Here is an 18892-nt window from a genome sequence, read left to right on the forward strand (position 1 = left end):
GCGATGGGCAATGACGACGCCACTTGAGACACTCATTCAGGCAGGTACCAAAGTATGGCTCGATTCCATTGACCCCGAGTTGGTCGATTCCAACTACAAGCTGGGCGTTTCCGGGGCGACTTCCAACCCGGTTATCGTTTCCGATCTGATCAAATCGGGGCAGTTCGACAGCTGGATCGAAGAGTTGACGGCCGAGGGGAAAGAGGCCGACGAGATTGCCTGGACGATCACCGATCGCATGGTCCAAAACGCCCAAGACGTCTTTTTACCGGTGTGGGAGCGCACTGAGGGGAATGACGGTTACGTCAGCTTCGAGTTGGATCCGCTGCTGGAAGACCCCGATCGCAACCTGCCGCATGACGAGCGCGTGGCGCAGTACATCGAACTGGGCAAGAAGTGGGGCATCGGCCACAAGAACCGCATGATCAAAGTCCCCGCGACCCCGGCCGGCATCGATGCACTGGAAGAACTTTGTGCCGCCGGCATCACGCTGAACGTGACACTTTGCTTCACGATGCGTCAGTATCACGCCGCTCGCGAGGCCGTGTGGCGCGGTGCCCAAAGGCGCCAATCGACCGACGCGTTCAAAAGTGTCTACTCTATCTTTGTTTCTCGCGTGGATGTTTATTCCGAGAAGCATTTGCCTGATCTCAGCGACGCCGCCCAGGGGCAGCTCGGGATCGTTAACGCAAAAAACATCTGGAAGGATAACGCCGACTTCTGGACCGATAAGAATCTGAAGCTGCAGCAGGAGCTGATTTTCGCCTCGACCGGCACCAAGCTCCCTTCGGATCCACCGTGGAAGTATGTGGCGGCGTTCGCTGGCGACGGGATCGAAACGAATCCACCCAAGACCAACCAGCAAGTGCAAGAGAGCGGCAAGTCGTTCGGTCGCGAAATCGACCAGATGCCGCCGCAAGAAGTGCTCGACGAACTCGACAGCAAGGTCGACTACGTGCACCTGGAAAAGATCCTCATGGAAGAAGGGATCGCGAAGTTCGCCGATCCGCAAAAGGCACTTCTGCAGTTGATCGAATCGAAGAAGGCCGCCGTCTAACGTGATCGCCCTTTAAAGGTACTGGGCAAACAAATCTCCCTCCGGCCAATTGCTAGCCGAATTGGCCGGAGCATGCAGCGGCCCGTCGATCTTGCTGGCGTACGCCTGGCCGTCTGGGGCACGATCTTGGTTGAATAGCACACACCAACTGACCCCATCGGCGCGGGAGACCAACAGCGTCGATACCCCGGTCAGGCTCCCGGTATGCCAGCAGGTCCACGGCAAATGACTGTCTGGCGATGGGCGCGTTAACCAACCGCACGCGTAGTAGGCTTCGTTGCCGGAGAACTTCTTGCCGTCGATCTTGGGTGGTGCGAACATCGTTTTCAGCGATGCGCGCGACAGGATCGGATCCCCCGTGGGAAAGAACAGACCAGAGGTAAATCGAACCAGATCAATCGACGAGGCCAGCCAACCTCCGACCGGTGCCAGGTTCTCGATGCGCTCGATGCCGTACGGGTAGGGGACCCACTGGGTGCTTTCCAACCCCAACACATTCGCTCCGGTTCGCCCTTTGGAGTCGCGATACTGCACCTCCCCCTCGGCCGCGTCTTCTTTCAGCGTGCGCGCCAATTGCATGCGGCGGATGCCCAGCGGGTGCAGGACTTGTTGCTGCACGTACTCGTCGTAGGCCTGATCACTTTGCTGCTCGATCAAACGTCCCAGCATCAGGTAACCAATATTCGCATAAGCGCTCTTTTGGCCTGGGTCGAAGTCGAGCTTTCTGGTCAACGCGAATCGCAGCAGATCCTCTTTCGAGAGAGGAAAGTCGACACCCAGTGCCACTTTCACCGGACGGCTAATCGCGAACGGATCACCAGAGACTTCTTTGTCAAAACCACCGGTATGCTGCAAGCATTGCCGTACTGTGATCTCGGCCAGGCGCGGATCGGCCCATTCTTGAGCGTCTTCCGGCAAGAAGTCGAGGTTCAACAGCGGGACGATCGGCTGATCCAACGTCAGCTTCCCCTGTTCCGCCAGTTTCATGACCGCGACTGCGGTAATCGGCTTGGTCAAACTGGCTATGCGAAACAGCGAGGTTGGCTGAACGTGCGATTCTCGGGCAAGATCGGCGAAGCCGAACCCCTTGGCGTAAACCAGCCGTCCCCGGTAGGCGACCGCCAATGATGCCCCCAGCGGCTCATTCTCCTGAAAGAACTTCTCCATCAGCAAGTCGTAAGCCGCCAGCCCAGGCAGGCTCTGACCGGTCGAGGTTACGTTCTCCGCGGCCTCGCTTCGGCCGGCGGACCAGGCACCCAAGCCGCTGACGGAAAGCGCGGCACCAAGCCTGGTAAGAAAACGGCGGCGATTGCAAGGGGCGTTCATGCTTCGGAACCATCGAGTGCAGGGAGATAACCGTTGGCGCGAAACCAAATCAGCGCGTCACGCAGCGTTCGATCGAGCGGGCGAATCTGGTAGTCGAGTTCTTCCATCGCCTTGTCGCTGCGATAGTAATGATACTGACTACCCATCTTAATTGCCGCCGAGTTCACTTCCGGCTCTTTCCCATCCATGTGACCATACATATCACCGCTCAGTCCGGCAATCATACCCATCAGCGGTCCCAGGCGTCCCCACGGCGGACGCCGGCCGGTGATGGCGGCCATGCGTTTCCAGAGGTCGAAATACGTCAGATTCTCGCCCCCCAGGATATAGTTCTCGCCGACTCTTCCCTTATGAATGGCCGTGATGATCGCGGCCGCCACGTCGCGAACATCGCACGTGCTCCCTCCGCCGCGCGGCGCCAAGGGTGGCTGCTTTTTCACCACGGAAATCAACATGCGTCCCGACGATGGCTTCCAGTCCCAGGGGCCGAACATCAGCGCCGGGTTCGCGATCACGACGTTCAAGCCTTGCGGAACCATCTCGCGCAGGGCGTCTTCCGCGGCGCGCTTGGTGACCACGTAGGGACAAGGAATCTTTCCCTCGCGCGGCGAATCTTCGTTGGCCGACGCATCCTTCTTGCCGACACCCAGCGCGTCGACCGACGAGACGTGCACCATGCGAACTCCCTGCTTCAAGGCTGCCGCCGCGACGATCTTGGTCCCTTCGACATTCACCTGGTGCATCAGCTTTTCTTTGGTCCAGCCAATGTGCACCACCGCGGCCGAGTGAATGACCGCGTCGACGCCGATCATCGCCGTGTTGACCGCCTCCTCTTCGCGGATGTCGCCAGGTACGGGCTCGACGTCAAGCCCAGCTAGCGAACGATCGATTCGGGGATCCCGGACCATTACGCGAACTTGATGTCCTTGCCCGAGAAGCATCCGAGTTACGTTGTTGCCCACTAATCCGGTCGAACCGGTCACAAGTACCAGCACTGTCTTTCTCCCATCGCGGTTGTTCGCAGTCTGCGTGCGCCCTAATTGTCGCCCAGTTTCCCCTGTCGTGACATAGGAGAAGGCTAGGTATCCGATTCGCCCCTTAACATCCCTAACGGGGGAGACCGCCGCCCCAAACCGACTATCAAAAAACTTAAAATATATGGCAAGCGTTTCTTCTAACCGATAAGATACGTGCGGAATGTCGGTGTTCTTATCTCTTATCTCGACGACTTTTCCAAGTTCGCTCCGGTCTCATCACGGGAAAACTTAAATGCTTCGTTACGCCATAACGCGTCGGTCGCGGTCGCGCGCCTTTACGCTTGTCGAACTATTGGTGGTAATCGCCATTATCGGAGTTCTGATTGCCTTGCTGCTGCCAGCCGTTCAACAGGCTCGCGAGTCAGCCCGGCGAATGCAATGCTCGAACAATATGAAGCAAACCGCGCTGGCGATGCATACCTACCACGATATTCACGGCATTTTGCCACTGCCAGGCTACGGGGGTAACCACCTGGGATGGAGCGCTTCGATCCTTCCGCAGTTGGAACAGAATGCGATTGCCGAAGGGCTCGACTACACCACCGGCAGTCACGTGGCAACCGGACGCGTGAAATACGGCATTGCTCGGATCGATGCTTACCTGTGTCCGAGTGCTCCGAGTTCCGAGATTTACTCCCCCCGCACCGACGAGGTCTACAACGGCCAGCAGTGCTACGCGATCCACTACTTCGGCATCCTGGGGCCGCAAGGCACCAACGCCACCAGCGGCCAGGCCTACGACTGCCAGAACCTTTCCGAAGCATTCGGCGGCAAATGCACCGAGGGGATCATGTGGGAGAAAGGATCGAAGTTCCGCGACGTGACCGATGGTCTTTCCAACACCTATCTGATGGGTGAGAACTCATGGAAAGACATGCCGTACCGCCGCTACTGGTTACGAGGCGAATACAACGATTCCCGCGGCAAGCTCTTTTTGATCTCGAAGAACATCCAGAGTCCCGTCAATAGCGGTGTGGACGATAAGTGGAATACGGTCGCGTTCGGCAGCATGCACCCAGGCGGCGCCATGTTCTCGCGTGGTGACGGTTCGGTGACGTTCGTCCCCGAAACGGTCGACTTCGCCACGTTTTTGGCCGGGGCCAGCAAGGCCGGTAACGAGCCTGTCAGCACCAACTAAGCCATTGCATCCTTTGCCCCTGTGCGTTTCATCATGCTTCGAACCGGTTACTTGCTTGGCTTAGTTTCGCTCGTATTGTTGGGAACCTCGATTGGCTGCCGAGCGAAGAGCGATTTAGAAACCTACCCGATCTCAGGCACCGTCACCTACCAGGGAAAGCCGGTTCCGATCGGGTCGATCACGTTGATCCCCGATTCGAACCAAGGGAATCGCGGAGCGGCGGTCTCGCTTGAAATCATTGACGGCAAATTCGATTCGGCCAGCGCGTCGCGCGGTCATATCGGCGGACCGCATGTCGCCACGATCATTGGCCTGGATGGCAAGGGCGACGACGACCTGTTTCCCAAAGGGTACATGCTGTTCCAGGACTACCAGATGACGCTCGATCTGCCGAAGGAACCTTCGACCAAAGATATCGTCGTGCCGACCGATCAAAAGAAGCCGCGTCGCTGAAATTCCGCTCAGATTCCGTGTTTTCGTGTGATTCGAACGCAAGAGACGCACCCGGATGACTCCGAGTGCGTCCTCCCGCTTTCGCGGCGTGCGTGGTCGGTTTCGCTACTCTCTCAAGTAGCTCGAAACGCGGTGACTATTTGTCGCCAGTTTCAGCGAATGCCTTTTTGACGTTCGTTCGCGTTTCTTCGTGATCCAACTCGGCATAGTACTTATCCGAAGTCACCTTCGGAGCAGCACCGATGATGTTTTTATCCGCATCGATCATGGCCGTGTACTGGTTATCTTCGGTCTTGGTGACCTTCACCTTGTCGACAGGAACCGGGGTGTACTTTTCGCCCACGCCCAGGGTACCACCGGAACCGATGATAAAGTACTCAGCCTCGCATGCGTCCAACTTGTGGTTGAAGACGATGTCATCTAGCTGACCGATCGCTTCGTTACCGCTGCCTTTGACTTGCAGATCGTTCAACGCCGAAGCGAGGAACATCTCTTCCGCCTTCAGTTGCGGAGCGTCGGTCGACTTGAAGTACTTGCTGTTACGTTCGTAGAACGAATCGACAGTCAGGTCGGCACAATGTTCCAGCGACAAAGCAGGAGCATTTTCCAAGTCTTCGGCCGACATCGGAACGCTGATTTTCAGCGTGGCGTCGTCATCCGTATTGACCCAGGCCATATTCACCGTCTTAGCGGGAACAGCATGGTTGGTTTCACCGACGCCAGCGACGCCGCCGCTGCCGACGATCAAGTAAGCGACTTTGCCGTCTTTGGTCATGACGATGTCGTTGACCGAGCCAACCGTATCTTCTTTGTTGCTGCCGTAGACACTAGCGCCAAGTACGCGGGTGGCGGTAATACGATCCGACTTTGCGGAAGTCTTCGCTTCCTTCTCTTGATTCTTAGCGGGCTTTTCATCGGCCACAGCGGGAACGACCAATGCCAAGGCGAGGAAAAGTCCTAAAATACGCGTTACTAACATTTCACGATCTCCTAAATGAAACTGAGGTTGTTCGAGGTAGAAGAAGTGAGTCGCAACTGCCATACCGACTTGAGGAAAGTCTTTCAAAAATACTCAAATGATCGCAAAACTGCCTGTTTTCTTGCGATCGGACAAGGCGATACCGCGCAGTTTATCATCGCCTTGTCCTCATGCGTTAGGATCGCTGATCGTTTCTCGAACAGCTTGAACGCAATTCCGTCAGCAAGCGCGCTATCGCCGACCTAAGACGTCGGATCTTGCGAGTAGATCAGCATGCTGTAGGGACTGATCGAGAGCGTCCCGGTATGCGGCAACCCGTCCATTGGCTTTTCCTGCGGATCTAACTGCGAAACGGTTGACGAAACGAACGTCGCGTTGTAAACCGGAGCCGCGCTATTGAGCCGCAGCTTCCACGTTCCACCGCAGGGAAAACCAACGTGATAGTTCTCCAGCGCCTGATTCGAAAAATTGACGACTACGATCACATCGTCCCCCAGGCCGTGATCGAACCACCGCTGATAAGCGATCAACTTGCATTCATCGTTCCGGTGGTAGACATGCACATGCTGCCCCATTAAACCCCTCGTTATGCCGTGCAGGTTACGTCGAGCGTGGATCATATCGCGGTAAAGCATCACGACGCCGGGGAATTCCTCTTTCCGATCCCAATCCAGCGGGTCGGTATCCTGGAACCAGCCATCTTGCAGGAACTCTTGTCCTTGAAAAAGCATCGGGATGCCTGGCGTGGTCATCATCACCCCCGCGGCCAGCGTCGATCGATGCCGCGCGTAGCCGTCGGTCGGCTGTTCCGGATTGATCTCAGATGGGAGCCGCGACTTGCCGTTGGCGACCTCGTCGTGCGACTCGGTGTAAACGACGCGTTCAAACGCATCGATGTTATAGCGGTAGGTGATCGCGCTGATCAGTTTATCGAGGTCGCGCCCGGCGTCGCTGGGCTGCTTGGCCAAGTCGCGCACTGGATGCACGAACTCGGCATCCCATTGGCTCGAAAAATGTGCCCCTCCTTCGGCCGCGTCCTTGGTCAGATAAGGATTGGTTTGCAAGTCTTCGGCAATGAGCAGCGTCCCAGGTCTGGCATTGCGCACGTCTTGATTGATCCACTGGGCCAGGCTCCATCCCTCGGGAAGATCGCTTTGTCCGTCGACGCTGCGCATATAGAGCGTCATGTCGTAACGCAAACCGTCGACATGGTAGTCGTTGATCCACATCATCGCGTTGTCGTAGATGAACTGACGCACCTCGCCCCGGCCATAGTCAGGCCGGGTATCTCCCCAAGGCGTCTTGCTGCGCCAGTCGTTATAGAAGTAGATGCCGCCCTTGCCGTTCTCGTTCCACAGGTCGAACTGCCAGATGTCGAGATCGCTCGGGCCGAAGTGGTTGTAAACGACGTCCTGAATGACGCCGATTCCCCGCTGGTGTGCGGCTTTCACAAACCGCTTCAGACCCTGCGGTCCCCCATAACCGCTTTCCACCGCGAAGATCTGGGCCGGATTGTATCCCCAGCTGATGTCCCCGGCGAACTCGGCCAGCGGCATCAACTGAACGACGTTTACACCCAGCTTCACCAGGTGATCCAGGCGTTTGATTGCGTCGCGAAAGGTTCCGACAGTGTCTTCCTCCGAACGATTGAACGTCCCCAGGTGCATCTCGTACAGAACGATATCGTTCCACGCTGGCAGCCGGTAGTTGTCGTCACCCCAGTCGAAATCGGTCTGATGGATGACGCTGTTTCCGACGGAACTGGTCACTTCCCGGGCACGAGGATCCATGCGGCTGACCTCGTGATCGCCACACTTTAACTGGTAACGGTACTCATCGCCCGGCTTTGCCTTCGGCACGTTGATGTACCACCGGCCGTTCTCTTCGGCTTGCATCGGCATCGTCTTCGGATCCCAATCGTTGAACGTTCCGATGAGGCTCACACTGTCCGCGTGAGGTGCCCATAAACGAAACGCGACTCCAGAGTCGTGTGGAATGGGGCCCATGCCCGCGTGAACCGTTTCCGTGGTGGCCGACGAACCTGATAGGTTTGTCATACAAGAGATCCCTTAAAGGGCGCGAGTCGGAGGGACACGGCTCCGCTCATGCAGTGATAGCAATCGTGTCCAATGGTTAGTAGAGACGCACGTCATCAAGAAATAAAGGACACCGTGGACGTCGACCTGAAATCGGGGGTTATCAAGCCGACTATCCACGGGCCACTTGCCTGCTTCCTGGGAATTAATCACAGACTGTTCAACGGCCGCAAAAGCGGTTGTGAATCTATGAAAAATCCCGAAATAGGCCAATCGTTCGATTCACATTGCTTTGCGACTGTGGGTGGGCTTAATTGCACGCCCTGTGCCAAAACCGGGTATCCACTGGGAATTGATGATCAATTTCCGAGTCATGCCCCCATATCGCGGTTAAAATGGAGAAGATCCTTCCCTTGAGGCAATCTTTGTCGATTGCTCTGCCGGTCGATAGAAGGCCCATATGGTCTGAAATCACGCTTGTCGCAACGAGAGTGGCTGGCTACAAACCAGTAATTACGTGTCCCTTGCCCAGCATTCATGTTATGTCGACCAGCCAACAACTCGAATCGATTCAGCCTGCGGATCAAATCCAGTGGGTCAAATCCCGCCGGGTGATGCCTGCCTGGCTGATGTCTCTGTTGATCCATGCGCTGCTGGGAACCCTTTTGATCCTAACCGTTCGTACGGTAGCGAAAGGAATCGGCGACGAGCCGGCTCGGCGTGGTAGCATCGCGCTGGCCAATCGCAGCGAGAACGCCACCGAGTACTTCGACGGCGACTCCAGCCAAACGGCCGATAGCCAGACAGCGACCGATTCACAGCAAGCCGCCCAGGCCATCAGCCAGGCGCTGCCCTCGGTCGACCTTCCCCCAAGCGCTTTGGGCAATCTCCTTCCTCAGGGAGATCAGGCCCTGACCGGCGAAGAGGCATCGGGCCTTCCTTCCGCTGGCGGCATGACCCAAGGGGGAGCGACCTCCAAAGGTGGCCTGGGCAACGAAGGGAAGACCTCGGTCTTTGGCGCCGAAGGGCGCGGAAATAAGTTCGTGTACGTCTTCGACCGCAGCGGCAGCATGGACGGCAGGCCTTTGGCCGCCGCCAAGCAGCAGCTTATCAAGAGTCTGCACGATTTAGACAAACTGCATCAGTTCGCCATCATCTTCTATAACGAAAACCCCCAGGTCTTCAGCCCTCGCGGCAACGGCCCCCAGTTGGTATTCGCCGACGAACAAGGGAAGAACCTGGCCGAGCGTTTTGTCCGTGGGATCATTGCCAGCGGTAGCACGCAGCATGTCGATGCCTTGTCGTTGGCACTGCGGATGAATCCGGATGTCGTCTTCTTTCTGACGGATGCCGATCAGCCGCAGCTGTTTCCGGCCGATCTCGATCGAATTCGCAAGCTGAACAAAGGGTGTTCGATCCATGCGATCGAATTTGGCTACGGCCCCTACGATGGACGACGCAACTTTCTGGTAAAATTGGCCGACGAGAACGACGGCAAGCATGTTTACGTCGATATCTCGAAGCTCCGTGCCCAACCTTAATATCCCTAACCTGAAGAGATTGAGACTTCCGTTGCCTCGTCGCGCGATTCTGTTCACGCTTGTTCTTTCTCTGATCGCACTGGGCGACGCGCAGCACCGGTGCGCGGCCGACGATACCGTCACCCTTCGCCCGACCACTCCCAATGCCGAGCCCACCAAGGTTCGCGGCAACGTCATCGACTACACCGGCCAGGTCCTGACCCTGCAAACGGCCTCTGGGCAGACGAGCATCCCCGCCGAAAAGGTCGCTTCGGTCGAGACCGACTATGCTTCCGACGTGCTGCAAGCGAAGCAGCTTCTCGCCGAAGGCAAGTCGAGCGAAGCGGCCCGAATGTTTGCCGCCGCGGTCTCAGGCGAACGTCGCCCGTGGGTGAAGCGTGAGATCCTGGCCCTGGAATCGCTCGCCCTGCAGAACGCCGGACGGTATATCGAAGCGGGCAACACGTTCCTCCAGATCGTAGCCGACGATCCGCAAACAGTGCATTTCGATGCGCTGCCGTTGGCCTGGTTCAGCTTGCCACCCCATTTCGAGCGCGATCGAGCGGCGCGGCAGTGGATGGAGGTGCCGTCCCCCTATGCCCAGCTTCTGGGTGCGAGTTGGCTGCTGAGCACGTCCGATCGTTCCCAGGCGATCCAGGTGCTTGGCAATCTTCGCCGCAGCAAGATCCCGCAGATCGCGATGCTGGCCGAAGCTCAGCTATGGCAAACCAAGATCGTCACCGCCAGTCAGGCCGACGTGCAGCAGTGGCAGCGGCAGTTGGATGCCGGGTTCCTGCGCGGAGCGGCACTGGCCGGGCCAACGCTGGTGGTCGGCAAAGCATGGCGGCAACTCGATAACGACAACCAGGCCGCCCTCACATTGATGCGGCCGCCGATCCTGTATCCCAATCTGCGACCCGTCGCGGCAGACAGCCTACTTCAAGCAGGTCGGGCCCTGGAAAGGGCCGTAGAAGCCGACCAGGCGGAGCGCGTCCTGCGCGAGGCCATCGATCAATATGGCGACCAGCCAGCACGACAGGAAGCGGAAATCAACCTCAAACGAATCGCCAGCTCAGGTAGCAACTAGGAGGCAGCCTTGGCCAACTTGACACGTATCGGAATTTGGACCGCCTGCCTGGCTGTGCTGGCGTTGGGAATGCTCGGAAACGGATCGCTCCTGTTCCCAACCGCCGGACCAACACCGGCCATCGCTCAAGACGCGCCGGCGGCCGACCCGCCGGCGAGCGAACCAACCGCGCCGCCGGAAAAGACCGGCTTCATCGACATCGTCCTCAGCGGCGGAATCGTGGGGGGACTGATCCTCATCTTCCTGCTCGCGCTGTCGATGACGGCGGCGTACCTGGTCTTTGAACAAGCGATGACGATTCGCAAGACCGAGATCATGCCACCGGAGCTGGGCGATACGGTTCGCGATCATCTGCTGGCCGGCAAAGTGCAAGAAGCCGAGCGTGCTTGTCGCGAGCGTCCCAGTTTCCTGTCGTTCGTCCTGTTGAGTGGCATCGCCGAACTCGATGGAGGCTGGACCGCGGTCGAAAAGGCGCTTGAAGACGCCACCGCCGAACAATCCGCGCGGCTGTTTCGCAAGATCGAATACCTCTCGGTCATCGGCAACATCGCTCCGATGGTTGGACTGCTTGGTACGGTCACCGGGATGATCTTCGCCTTCCAGCAAGTGGCGGCCACGCAAGGAGCCGCCGGGGCAGGGGACTTGGCCGAAGGGATTTACCAGGCCCTGGTTACCACCGTGGGCGGCTTGCTCGTGGCAATTCCTTCACTGGGTGCGTTCGCCATCTTTCGTAACTGGGTCGATGAACTGGTGGCCGAAGCCGCTTACGTCGCTCAGCAGGTCTTCACTCCGCTCAAGCGCCGCAAGCGCCAAGCTGCCGCCCAGGCCTCAAGGAGCTAACGCCCGTGCGTGTGCCAAACAACTTGAAACCGGGCCAGGCCGAATTCAACATGACGCCGATGATCGACGTGGTGTTCCTGTTGATCATCTTCTTCCTGGTCTCCAGCCACCTGGCCAAGCAGGAAGCCCAGATGCCGCTGCCGCTACCCACTGCGGAAAGTGGCCAAGAGATCATCGACGATCAACAGCCTCGCGTCGTGGTGAACATCGAGTCGGACGGATCGCTCATCCTGGCCGGCCGCCGCGTGCCACCGGAACAGTTGAAAGAGCGTCTGGCAACCGAGCGAGCGCGAACCGGGGACTCGATTGAACTGCGCATCCGCTGCGATCGAGAAACTCCCTACGCCAACGTGAAGCCCGTGATGCTGGCCGCCACCGAGGCTGGCATCTGGAGCATTGCCTTCTCCGTGATTCGACCGGAGGACGCACGATGAGACGCCCCAGCCCTTACCGAGATCGCGGACCGCTCCAGGTTGCCATGACGCCGATGATCGACGTCGTGTTCCTGCTGCTGATCTTCTTTCTGTGGACGGCCAGTTTTCAGATCGTCGAGTATGCCTTACCCAGCAGCATTTCGCCCCCGAGCAACGTCGGTTCCTCAGCCGAAAGAGAACTCGAGATCGAAGACTTCGAACAAATTGTCGTCCGCATCACCGGCGAGCCTGGCAACTTCACCTACGCCGTCAACGAACGACGAACTCAGGAACTAACGGAAGTTCGCGAGATCCTCGGCACGTTGGCATCGATCAAGAATGACGTTCCCTTGATCATCGACCCGACCGAAGTCGTCCCGGTCGGACAGGTCATCGACGTGTACGACATCGGCCGGCTGTTGAACTTCCAGGAGATCCAGTTCGCGGTCGAACCAGATTAAGAGGACAACCACGGATGGCACGGATGAACACGGATAAGTTGTAGGATGGCTACGCCTTCCGAGGCGATAGCCATCCTACAACAGACAAAACTTAGAACTCAGTTTGTTAATCAGATCAACTCCTAGCCCTGTAAGGGCGACAGATAATAGCCAGGGGCGTAAGCCCCTGGAAAGCGACCCTCTAAAACGTTGAGCCCCAACGGGGCGACAGAACTTCTCCATGAATGTTTTCTGTCGCCCCTTCAGGGCTCACGACGCTTGGGTCAACGGCACCAGGGGCTTGCGCCCCTGGCTATTATCTAGCGCCCCGTTGGGGCTGAAGAGCGTTTCGACCACCAACGACGCGAGTTACGCATAACCGCTTCCCATGAAAACGATTCCCTTCATCACGATCTTCCTCCTCATGCTGACCAGCGCAGCCTGGGCGCAGTCGGCGCTGGAAGACGATCGCCGAATGATGCAGGGGCTGCTCGACCGCCAGTTGTTTGGTCTGGCCGAGCGTTATGCCGCGCAGCAGGTCATAGCCGAAGGGATCACTTCGTCGCATCGGGCCGAGATGGCCGCGGAACTCGTGCGAGCGTATTCGCTGCACGCGCTGAATGCTCGCCCAAGTGAGCGCGAGCGCTACTGGAACTCGGCCGCAGCGGTCCTTCCGCAGTTTCAAAAACAATTTCCTGACCCAGCTGCATCGATCCTCATCGAAGTGCAAACCGCCCATAGCCAGCTGGCCCAGCTACGACTCTTGCGGCAGGAAGGGGAGGTCTTCGGCGACAATGCCAAGCTCAACCAGGCTCAAAAGCTTTCCGCCCAACTGCTCGGGCAGTACGAGGCCTTACAGGAAAAAGTCGACGGGCTGCTGCGCGAGTCGCATTCGCCCAACAACCGACTGCCGCTGACGTCGGATCAGCTTCTGGCCCTCTCACGCAAGGTCGCGCTGCAATCGGCCGAGGCGACCGAACAGCAGGGACTCAGCTACCCACCTGATTCGCTCGATCGCACCAACGCGATGGTCCAGGTCCTGCAGCAAGTCGAACCGCTGACCAAGCTCCGGCCTGATACCCAGGTCAAATGGCCTGCCCAACTGTTGGCCATCCGAGCCCTGCGTCATCTCGGCCGGCTGGATCAAGCCAGAAGCACCGTCGCCATGCTCCGGAGAATGGACCCACCCCCGCCGGTTTCTGTCCTCAGCGCCGCTTGGGCGGAAGACATACGTGTAGCTCTGGCACAGAACGATTTGCCGCTCGCGACGCAAATGATCAACCAGGCCCGCGGGACCGACGGGATGGCTTCGGCCGAACTCGACTACGCCATCTTCGAGACCTACCTCTCCTTTTGGAAACAGGCCGAAGAGAAACAAAACACCCCGGACATTCAACTGTGGCAAGGACGCAGCGCGGCGGTCGTTCGCGAGTTGGAACAACTGTATGGTCCCTACTGGGCCCGCCGTGCCGAGCAACAGCTGACCGGCAGTGCGAGTACCGGCGGCACGCAGAACGTCGACCTGCTGCGCCGCACCGCCGAGAACTACGTCCGGCAGAAGGACTGGGACGAGGCGATCAAGAACTACGACCTCGGCGCCCAAGCGGCCCGTGCTTCCAATCAGCCGTCGGAAGAATACCAGCTTCGCCTGGCCGCCGCCGCGGTGGCGGTCGAAGCAGGCAACCTGGCCGAAGGGGTGAAGCGGCTGCGGGGAGCGGCGCTCGAGTTTCCTGCCGAGCAGGATGCCTCCTTGCGGCACTTGACGGCGGCTTACTACCAATCGCAGATTGCCCGGCAGTCGGACCCGCCGCAGTTGGAACCCTACATCGCACTGCTGCGCGAGAACCTCAGCCGCTGGAACGAAGGAGAGCCAGCCGCCCAGGCCGCCATGTGGCTTGCGCAGATCGAATTCTCGCGCGGCAATTGGCGGGCAGCGACCGAGGCCTACCTGCTGATCCCACCGAAGTCGACGCACTTCCCGCTGGCGGTCGAAGGGGTTCGTCAGGCATCGCTCAAATGGTTTCAAACGGCCGGCGCGAAGCAGGAACTCGTCCCGCAAGACGTCCGCAAAGTGATCGACTACTTCGAGCAAGTCGTCCTCAATGGCCAGTCCGGCGGCGGCGAATGGACTGCCACCATGCGTCTGGCCTCGGAGTCGGCCGCTCAGCTGTGGCTGAACTACACCGACCACGGATACGACAACGCGCGAGCCGTGATCGAAGTTGCCCTGCGTTCCAATCCCAACGGCCCGGATGGTTGGCGAAGCCGATTGGAATCGCTGCAAGTGATCGCGCTGGCCGGCCTGGGAAAGCTCGATCAGGCCCAAGCCAAGCTGCAGCAAGTCCGTGACGATAGTCCTCACCAGTTATTCGAAGTCCTGCAAGCACTCGGCCAGATGGGCGGCTCGGCCTCGCCTGCGATCCGGCAACAGATCGCCCAGATCGAACTGACGGTCATCGCCATGCTGCGGCCGAACATGATGCAGCTGGACGAACAAACGCGGATGGTCATTGCCACGCGCGAAGCAGAAGCCTTGGCCGCCAGCGGCAAGCTCGACCAGGCAATCGAGCTGTACGCAACCCTCGCCCAGCAGCTGCCCAATGATTCCGAAATTCAAGTGGGGCTGGCCCGGATGCTTTCCCGCGGAACCACCGCCGAGCAACAAGAGCAAGCCCTCGATCGCTGGCGACAGATCAGCCGCAAAAGCCGCACGCAGTCTCCCACCTGGTATGAAGCCAAACTCGAAATCGCCCGCTGCCACATTCAGCTCGGCAACCCCGAAGAAGCGAAGCAGATCGTGCGTTACCTGCAAACGCTGTATCCCGACATGGGCGGACCGGAGATGAAGGCCCGGTTTGTAGAGTTGATGCAGGGCTTGCCGCGGAATTAAAGGTGGCTGCTCGGCCATTCGGATGAGTCGACCGCAATTGACAGTGCGATACTTGCAAGTACCTAGTTCGTTTTGCCCAGAGGCAGACCCAAGATTCATCGCTGAATGTTATAAACTTGTCCATTCACGCTCGGGGGCGTTGCATCCCATGCACTACATCGCAATGATAGTTACGACACAAGGCTTATGACAAGTCGTCTGCAGAAGGTCATTCACAGCGCCCGTAGACTCGGCTGAATGCACCCGATGTCTCCTAAAGTGGATTGGATGAAGGACGCATTAAATTATGGCAGCTACTAAAGCTCAATCCAGCAAACTCGCAAGGACGAATCGGTCGCTGCCGAAGCGCCAGTTGAGTGAAGGAGACGTCGAATCACGTGATCAAGTACGACTGCACTATGGAGACGCATTAGAACTCTATGGCTCATGGCGGACCCCGATCTGCATAGTTTCCGACGGTCCCTATGGCATTAAAGGTTTCCCTGGCGACCCTCCTACACCTGAAACGCTGCCGGAGATCTATCGCCCGCACATCGAAGCGTGGTCACGTTACTCGACACCAGAAACGACCTTGTGGTTCTGGAACACCGAACTTGGCTGGGCGACTGTACATCCCATTTTGGTTGCGAACGGCTGGGAATACCGGTGCTGCCACATATGGGATAAAGGCCTAGGCCATGTGGCTGGCAATGCCAACTCGCAGACATTGCGTAAGTTTCCTGTGGTTACCGAAGTTTGCGTGCAATACGTCAAACCTGCTCGCTTCCGATTCGAGGGACGTGAAGTTTCCATGCAGGAGTGGCTTCGGCTGGAATGGCTGCGTACTGGCCTTCCATTGTCGCTTACAAACGAGGCCTGTAATGTTCGCAATGCAGCGACTCGAAAGTACTTTACCAAGTGCCACCTTTGGTACTTCCCACCCGTTGAAGCGTTTGAACGGCTAGTCGCCTATGCGAACACGCATGGTGCAACTGAAGGAAAACCCTATTTTAGCATTGATGGCAATCTACCGTTAAGCGGCGAGCAATGGTCACGAATGCGCGCAAAATTCCATTGTGAAGTAGGAATTAACAACGTCTGGCGAGAGCCGCCTGTCCGCGGTGTCGAGCGATTGAAAGAAAAATACCGCTGTGTCCATAACAACCAGAAGCCGCTTCGACTGATCGATATCTGTATCCAAGCCTGCACCGAACCTGGTGATGTGGTATGGGAACCATTCGGCGGCTTATGCTCAGCAGCGATTGCCTCCCATTCAAACGGTCGGGCATGTCATAGTGCCGAGATCATGCCGGAATACTGGTTGGCATCAACAGAAAGGCTGAAAACGTACGATGAGTGATGCCATACCCGCACCACCTGAGAAAACGGAGCCGGGCAATTCGGTACATTCCAAGCTATTTAACGACGTTCGCGAAGCGATTATATCTCTTCCGGCCTATTTCCGCACGGAGACATTTATTTCTGGCGTAGCGGCAACGGACATCCACACCCTCAATACCGTATTGGGTGCAACGATCGAAGATCAGGTCGTGCAAACTTTGAATTCGATGCGTCTCGTATGGGACCCCAACGAAGAATATGCCCTTTACAGTTTTGTCAGACAATCCCAGACTTTTCCTGATGTTCGATTACAAAAAGCGGGCGAATCACCGGATGTCCTGATGGGCATCGAACTCAAAGGGTGGTACTTATTGGCCAAAGAGGGAGAGCCGAGTTTCCGTTATCAAGTGACACCTGCAGCTTGCAATCCTCAAGATCTGATCGTCGTGGTGCCATGGGTGTTGTCACAAGTAATCAGCGGGAAGCCACAAGCTTTTACCCCTTATATCGAATCGGCACGTTACGCAGCTGAGTACCGAAATTATCATTGGCAGTTTATTCGCAATTCTCGCAGCGATAAAGGAATTAGCGCTCCTGAATCTGTCAAACCATACCCACACAAAGCCGACGAAATCGCAGATAGACCAGCCTCAGACCAGGGAGGGAATTTTGGACGGTTTGCACGTACCGGGATCATGGATACATACCTTGGGGAAATGCGCAAGTTACAGCTTTGCGGAGTGAGAATTGAGTATTGGCTATCTTTTTTGCGAGCTTTCCAGGACCAAAAGAGTGAAGATGCCGTGAGAAGTGCATTGGAGCGTCTCGCTGGACAGGTCAGTGATGACGATACGGAAACACCACCGTCTCATGCTTCAGTACTAGCCATTGTGGATGAATTACGAAGGCTCGCTGGACTAGACGGCTAAATTAACTATCTTTTTGAATCCAAAGACCCAGCAGCTGTAGTTCAAGATCGTTATCGGCTGCCATGAAACTATAAACCAACCTCATTTGTTCAACCGACCGCTGATTACACTAGGGATGCTTGCCGATCGGTGAGTCACAAGGATGGCTACCGGCGTCTTCGGCGGATAGCCATCTTGATTTTGTGGGACAGGCTTAGCAGGCGAAGGTGGCTATCGGCTGGGAAGCCGTAGCCACCCTACCACCGTTTTACCTATGCCTTGCCAACAGCAGCGGTATTTTGCTCGAATTAGCTACCAAACGGGTTGGTCGCCTTGAGTGGACGAGAGACGTGCACGCCCAGCACGATCGCGATCGAGGCACCGAAGAAGATCAACATGGTTTGGAATTCGAGCATGGCTAGGTTCTTTGTCTGAAGGTTTTTCCTGAGGGGTGATGCGTTGCTGGAAGAACTAAATTCACTTGCCGTGCCAAAGTGCGAACCGGTCGCGTGAATTTCGAAAGGGGCCGCTTTTGCCCGGAGAAACCGGCACAATCGGCAGACTCGGAAAGAAACACCGGGAGGAGGTGAGGTGGTTGGTTATCGAGTCGACAACATCATTCGCGTTGTGAGATGTCCAGGCAAGTGGCTAGCAGAAAATTTGGTTTGTGCTGCGGCAAACCGATAGCAGTGCATCGCTTGCTGCTGAAGACCTCTGCGTCAAGAAAACGAAAAAAGCTGAGCCCTCGATGGTCGAGAACTCAGCTTTCGTTCGTTCAAGTTTTCGCCGTAAGAACTAAGCTTCTGGCGGAGCGGCTGGGGTTGGTGCTTCAGCCGGGGTGATTGGCTGTTCGCTGTAGCTGCCTGGGACGTAGCCTTCTTCGGTGATGACGCTGCCCCCTTCGACGCTGTGGGCAGGGGCACCGTAGTAGTAATTGTTACCGCAGTTGCCGCCGGGGCAGCTGCCGATCTTGTTATTCCAGTGTGGGCGGTGGTGGAAACCGAGGTGCCAGCCGTAACCCAGGTCGGCGGCGTTCCAGGTCCAAGGACCGCGAACGTTGTAAACGCCAAACTGCTGCGTGTCGCTAGGCCAGTAAGGGGTCGTGCCCAGGCTGCTGGGGTGACCGGTGATGCCGCCGGCATAGGCCTGGCCGAACTGGTGATACACCGGCGTCATGCGGCTGGAAGGGACGCCCCACGAGTAGTTCGTCTGCATGTTGGCATTCGGGGGAACGACCATCGCCACCGGCGTCTGGTAGTTTTCATAGGCGTAGCCGCCGTGCCATGGAAGCTGCGAAGCGTGATGGGCATTGGCGTTGTTGCTGTAGCCACGTCCCCACAGCCAACCAGCTTCAGCCGTTTGCACGCTGCCGCCAAGGGTCAGGCCGACGAGGAGAGCGAGAATCAGTCGTGTCTGGGTCATCGTCTTTATTTCCTACGTGAAGCGAG

The 18892-nt window shown here is 57.5% G+C and carries 16 protein-coding genes; 11 read left to right on the forward strand and 5 right to left on the reverse strand.

Annotation, left to right across the window (positions count from 1 at the left end):
- Positions 1 to 10 precede the first annotated feature (10 nt).
- The gene (locus tag Pan97_RS25245; RefSeq protein ID WP_144977697.1) at positions 11 to 1057 is read left to right on the forward strand and encodes a transaldolase family protein; all 1047 of its coding nucleotides are present in this window, start codon (positions 11 to 13) and stop codon (positions 1055 to 1057) included.
- Between the two features lie 12 nt (positions 1058 to 1069).
- Here Pan97_RS25245 and Pan97_RS25250 read toward each other — a convergent pair whose 3' ends face one another.
- Positions 1070 to 2383: a serine hydrolase domain-containing protein gene (locus Pan97_RS25250; protein ID WP_144977699.1), complete on the reverse strand. Its 1314-nt coding sequence runs from the start codon at positions 2381 to 2383 to the stop codon at positions 1070 to 1072.
- Positions 2380 to 3378, reverse strand: coding sequence for an NAD-dependent epimerase/dehydratase family protein (locus Pan97_RS25255; protein WP_165698971.1), 999 nt, complete (start codon positions 3376 to 3378; stop codon positions 2380 to 2382). Before Pan97_RS25255 ends, Pan97_RS25250 begins: the two co-directional genes overlap by 4 nt.
- A 274-nt stretch (positions 3379 to 3652) precedes the next feature.
- Here Pan97_RS25255 and Pan97_RS25260 point away from each other — a divergent pair, with 274 nt between their 5' ends.
- Positions 3653 to 4558: a DUF1559 domain-containing protein gene (locus Pan97_RS25260; protein WP_144978665.1), complete on the forward strand. Its 906-nt coding sequence runs from the start codon at positions 3653 to 3655 to the stop codon at positions 4556 to 4558.
- A 33-nt stretch (positions 4559 to 4591) separates the two neighbouring features.
- A complete protein-coding gene (locus Pan97_RS25265; RefSeq protein ID WP_144977703.1) occupies positions 4592 to 5011 on the forward strand; it encodes a hypothetical protein in 420 nt (139 codons plus the stop codon).
- Between the two features lie 136 nt (positions 5012 to 5147).
- Here Pan97_RS25265 and Pan97_RS25270 read toward each other — a convergent pair whose 3' ends face one another.
- Positions 5148 to 6053, reverse strand: coding sequence for a PRC-barrel domain-containing protein (locus Pan97_RS25270; RefSeq protein WP_144977705.1), 906 nt, complete (start codon positions 6051 to 6053; stop codon positions 5148 to 5150).
- A gap of 179 nt (positions 6054 to 6232) precedes the next feature.
- Positions 6233 to 8047: an alpha-amylase family glycosyl hydrolase gene (locus Pan97_RS25275; protein WP_144977707.1), complete on the reverse strand. Its 1815-nt coding sequence runs from the start codon at positions 8045 to 8047 to the stop codon at positions 6233 to 6235.
- Positions 8048 to 8568: 521 nt separating this feature from the next.
- Between Pan97_RS25275 and Pan97_RS25280 the strand changes: the two genes are divergently transcribed.
- From Pan97_RS25280 to Pan97_RS25315, 8 genes are all read left to right on the forward strand, one after another.
- Positions 8569 to 9567, forward strand: a complete 999-nt coding sequence (locus Pan97_RS25280) for a vWA domain-containing protein (RefSeq protein WP_144977709.1) — start codon at positions 8569 to 8571, stop codon at positions 9565 to 9567.
- Positions 9568 to 9598: 31 nt separating this feature from the next.
- On the forward strand, positions 9599 to 10633 hold the full coding sequence (locus Pan97_RS25285) for a tetratricopeptide repeat protein (RefSeq protein ID WP_144977711.1): 1035 nt from the start codon (positions 9599 to 9601) through the stop codon (positions 10631 to 10633).
- Positions 10634 to 10642: 9 nt separating this feature from the next.
- Positions 10643 to 11473: a MotA/TolQ/ExbB proton channel family protein gene (locus tag Pan97_RS25290; RefSeq protein WP_144977713.1), complete on the forward strand. Its 831-nt coding sequence runs from the start codon at positions 10643 to 10645 to the stop codon at positions 11471 to 11473.
- A gap of 5 nt (positions 11474 to 11478) precedes the next feature.
- On the forward strand, positions 11479 to 11907 hold the full coding sequence (locus Pan97_RS25295; RefSeq protein ID WP_144977715.1) for an ExbD/TolR family protein: 429 nt from the start codon (positions 11479 to 11481) through the stop codon (positions 11905 to 11907).
- A complete protein-coding gene (locus Pan97_RS25300; RefSeq protein WP_144977717.1) occupies positions 11904 to 12347 on the forward strand; it encodes an ExbD/TolR family protein in 444 nt (147 codons plus the stop codon). The genes Pan97_RS25295 and Pan97_RS25300 overlap by 4 nt, the downstream gene beginning before the upstream one ends.
- A gap of 367 nt (positions 12348 to 12714) precedes the next feature.
- Positions 12715 to 15216 (forward strand): tetratricopeptide repeat protein, encoded by a 2502-nt coding sequence (locus tag Pan97_RS25305; RefSeq protein ID WP_144977719.1) that lies wholly within the window; start codon positions 12715 to 12717, stop codon positions 15214 to 15216.
- Between the two features lie 286 nt (positions 15217 to 15502).
- Complete coding sequence (locus Pan97_RS25310) at positions 15503 to 16555, forward strand: DNA methyltransferase (RefSeq protein ID WP_144977721.1); 1053 nt, start codon at positions 15503 to 15505, stop codon at positions 16553 to 16555.
- Positions 16548 to 17465 (forward strand): hypothetical protein, encoded by a 918-nt coding sequence (locus tag Pan97_RS25315; protein WP_144977723.1) that lies wholly within the window; start codon positions 16548 to 16550, stop codon positions 17463 to 17465. Before Pan97_RS25310 ends, Pan97_RS25315 begins: the two co-directional genes overlap by 8 nt.
- Positions 17466 to 18239: 774 nt before the next feature.
- Here Pan97_RS25315 and Pan97_RS25320 read toward each other — a convergent pair.
- On the reverse strand, positions 18240 to 18866 hold the full coding sequence (locus Pan97_RS25320; RefSeq protein WP_144977725.1) for a hypothetical protein: 627 nt from the start codon (positions 18864 to 18866) through the stop codon (positions 18240 to 18242).
- Positions 18867 to 18892: the final 26 nt, after the last annotated feature.

The organism is Bremerella volcania (genome assembly GCF_007748115.1).
In the GTDB taxonomy this organism is placed as follows: domain Bacteria; phylum Planctomycetota; class Planctomycetia; order Pirellulales; family Pirellulaceae; genus Bremerella; species Bremerella volcania.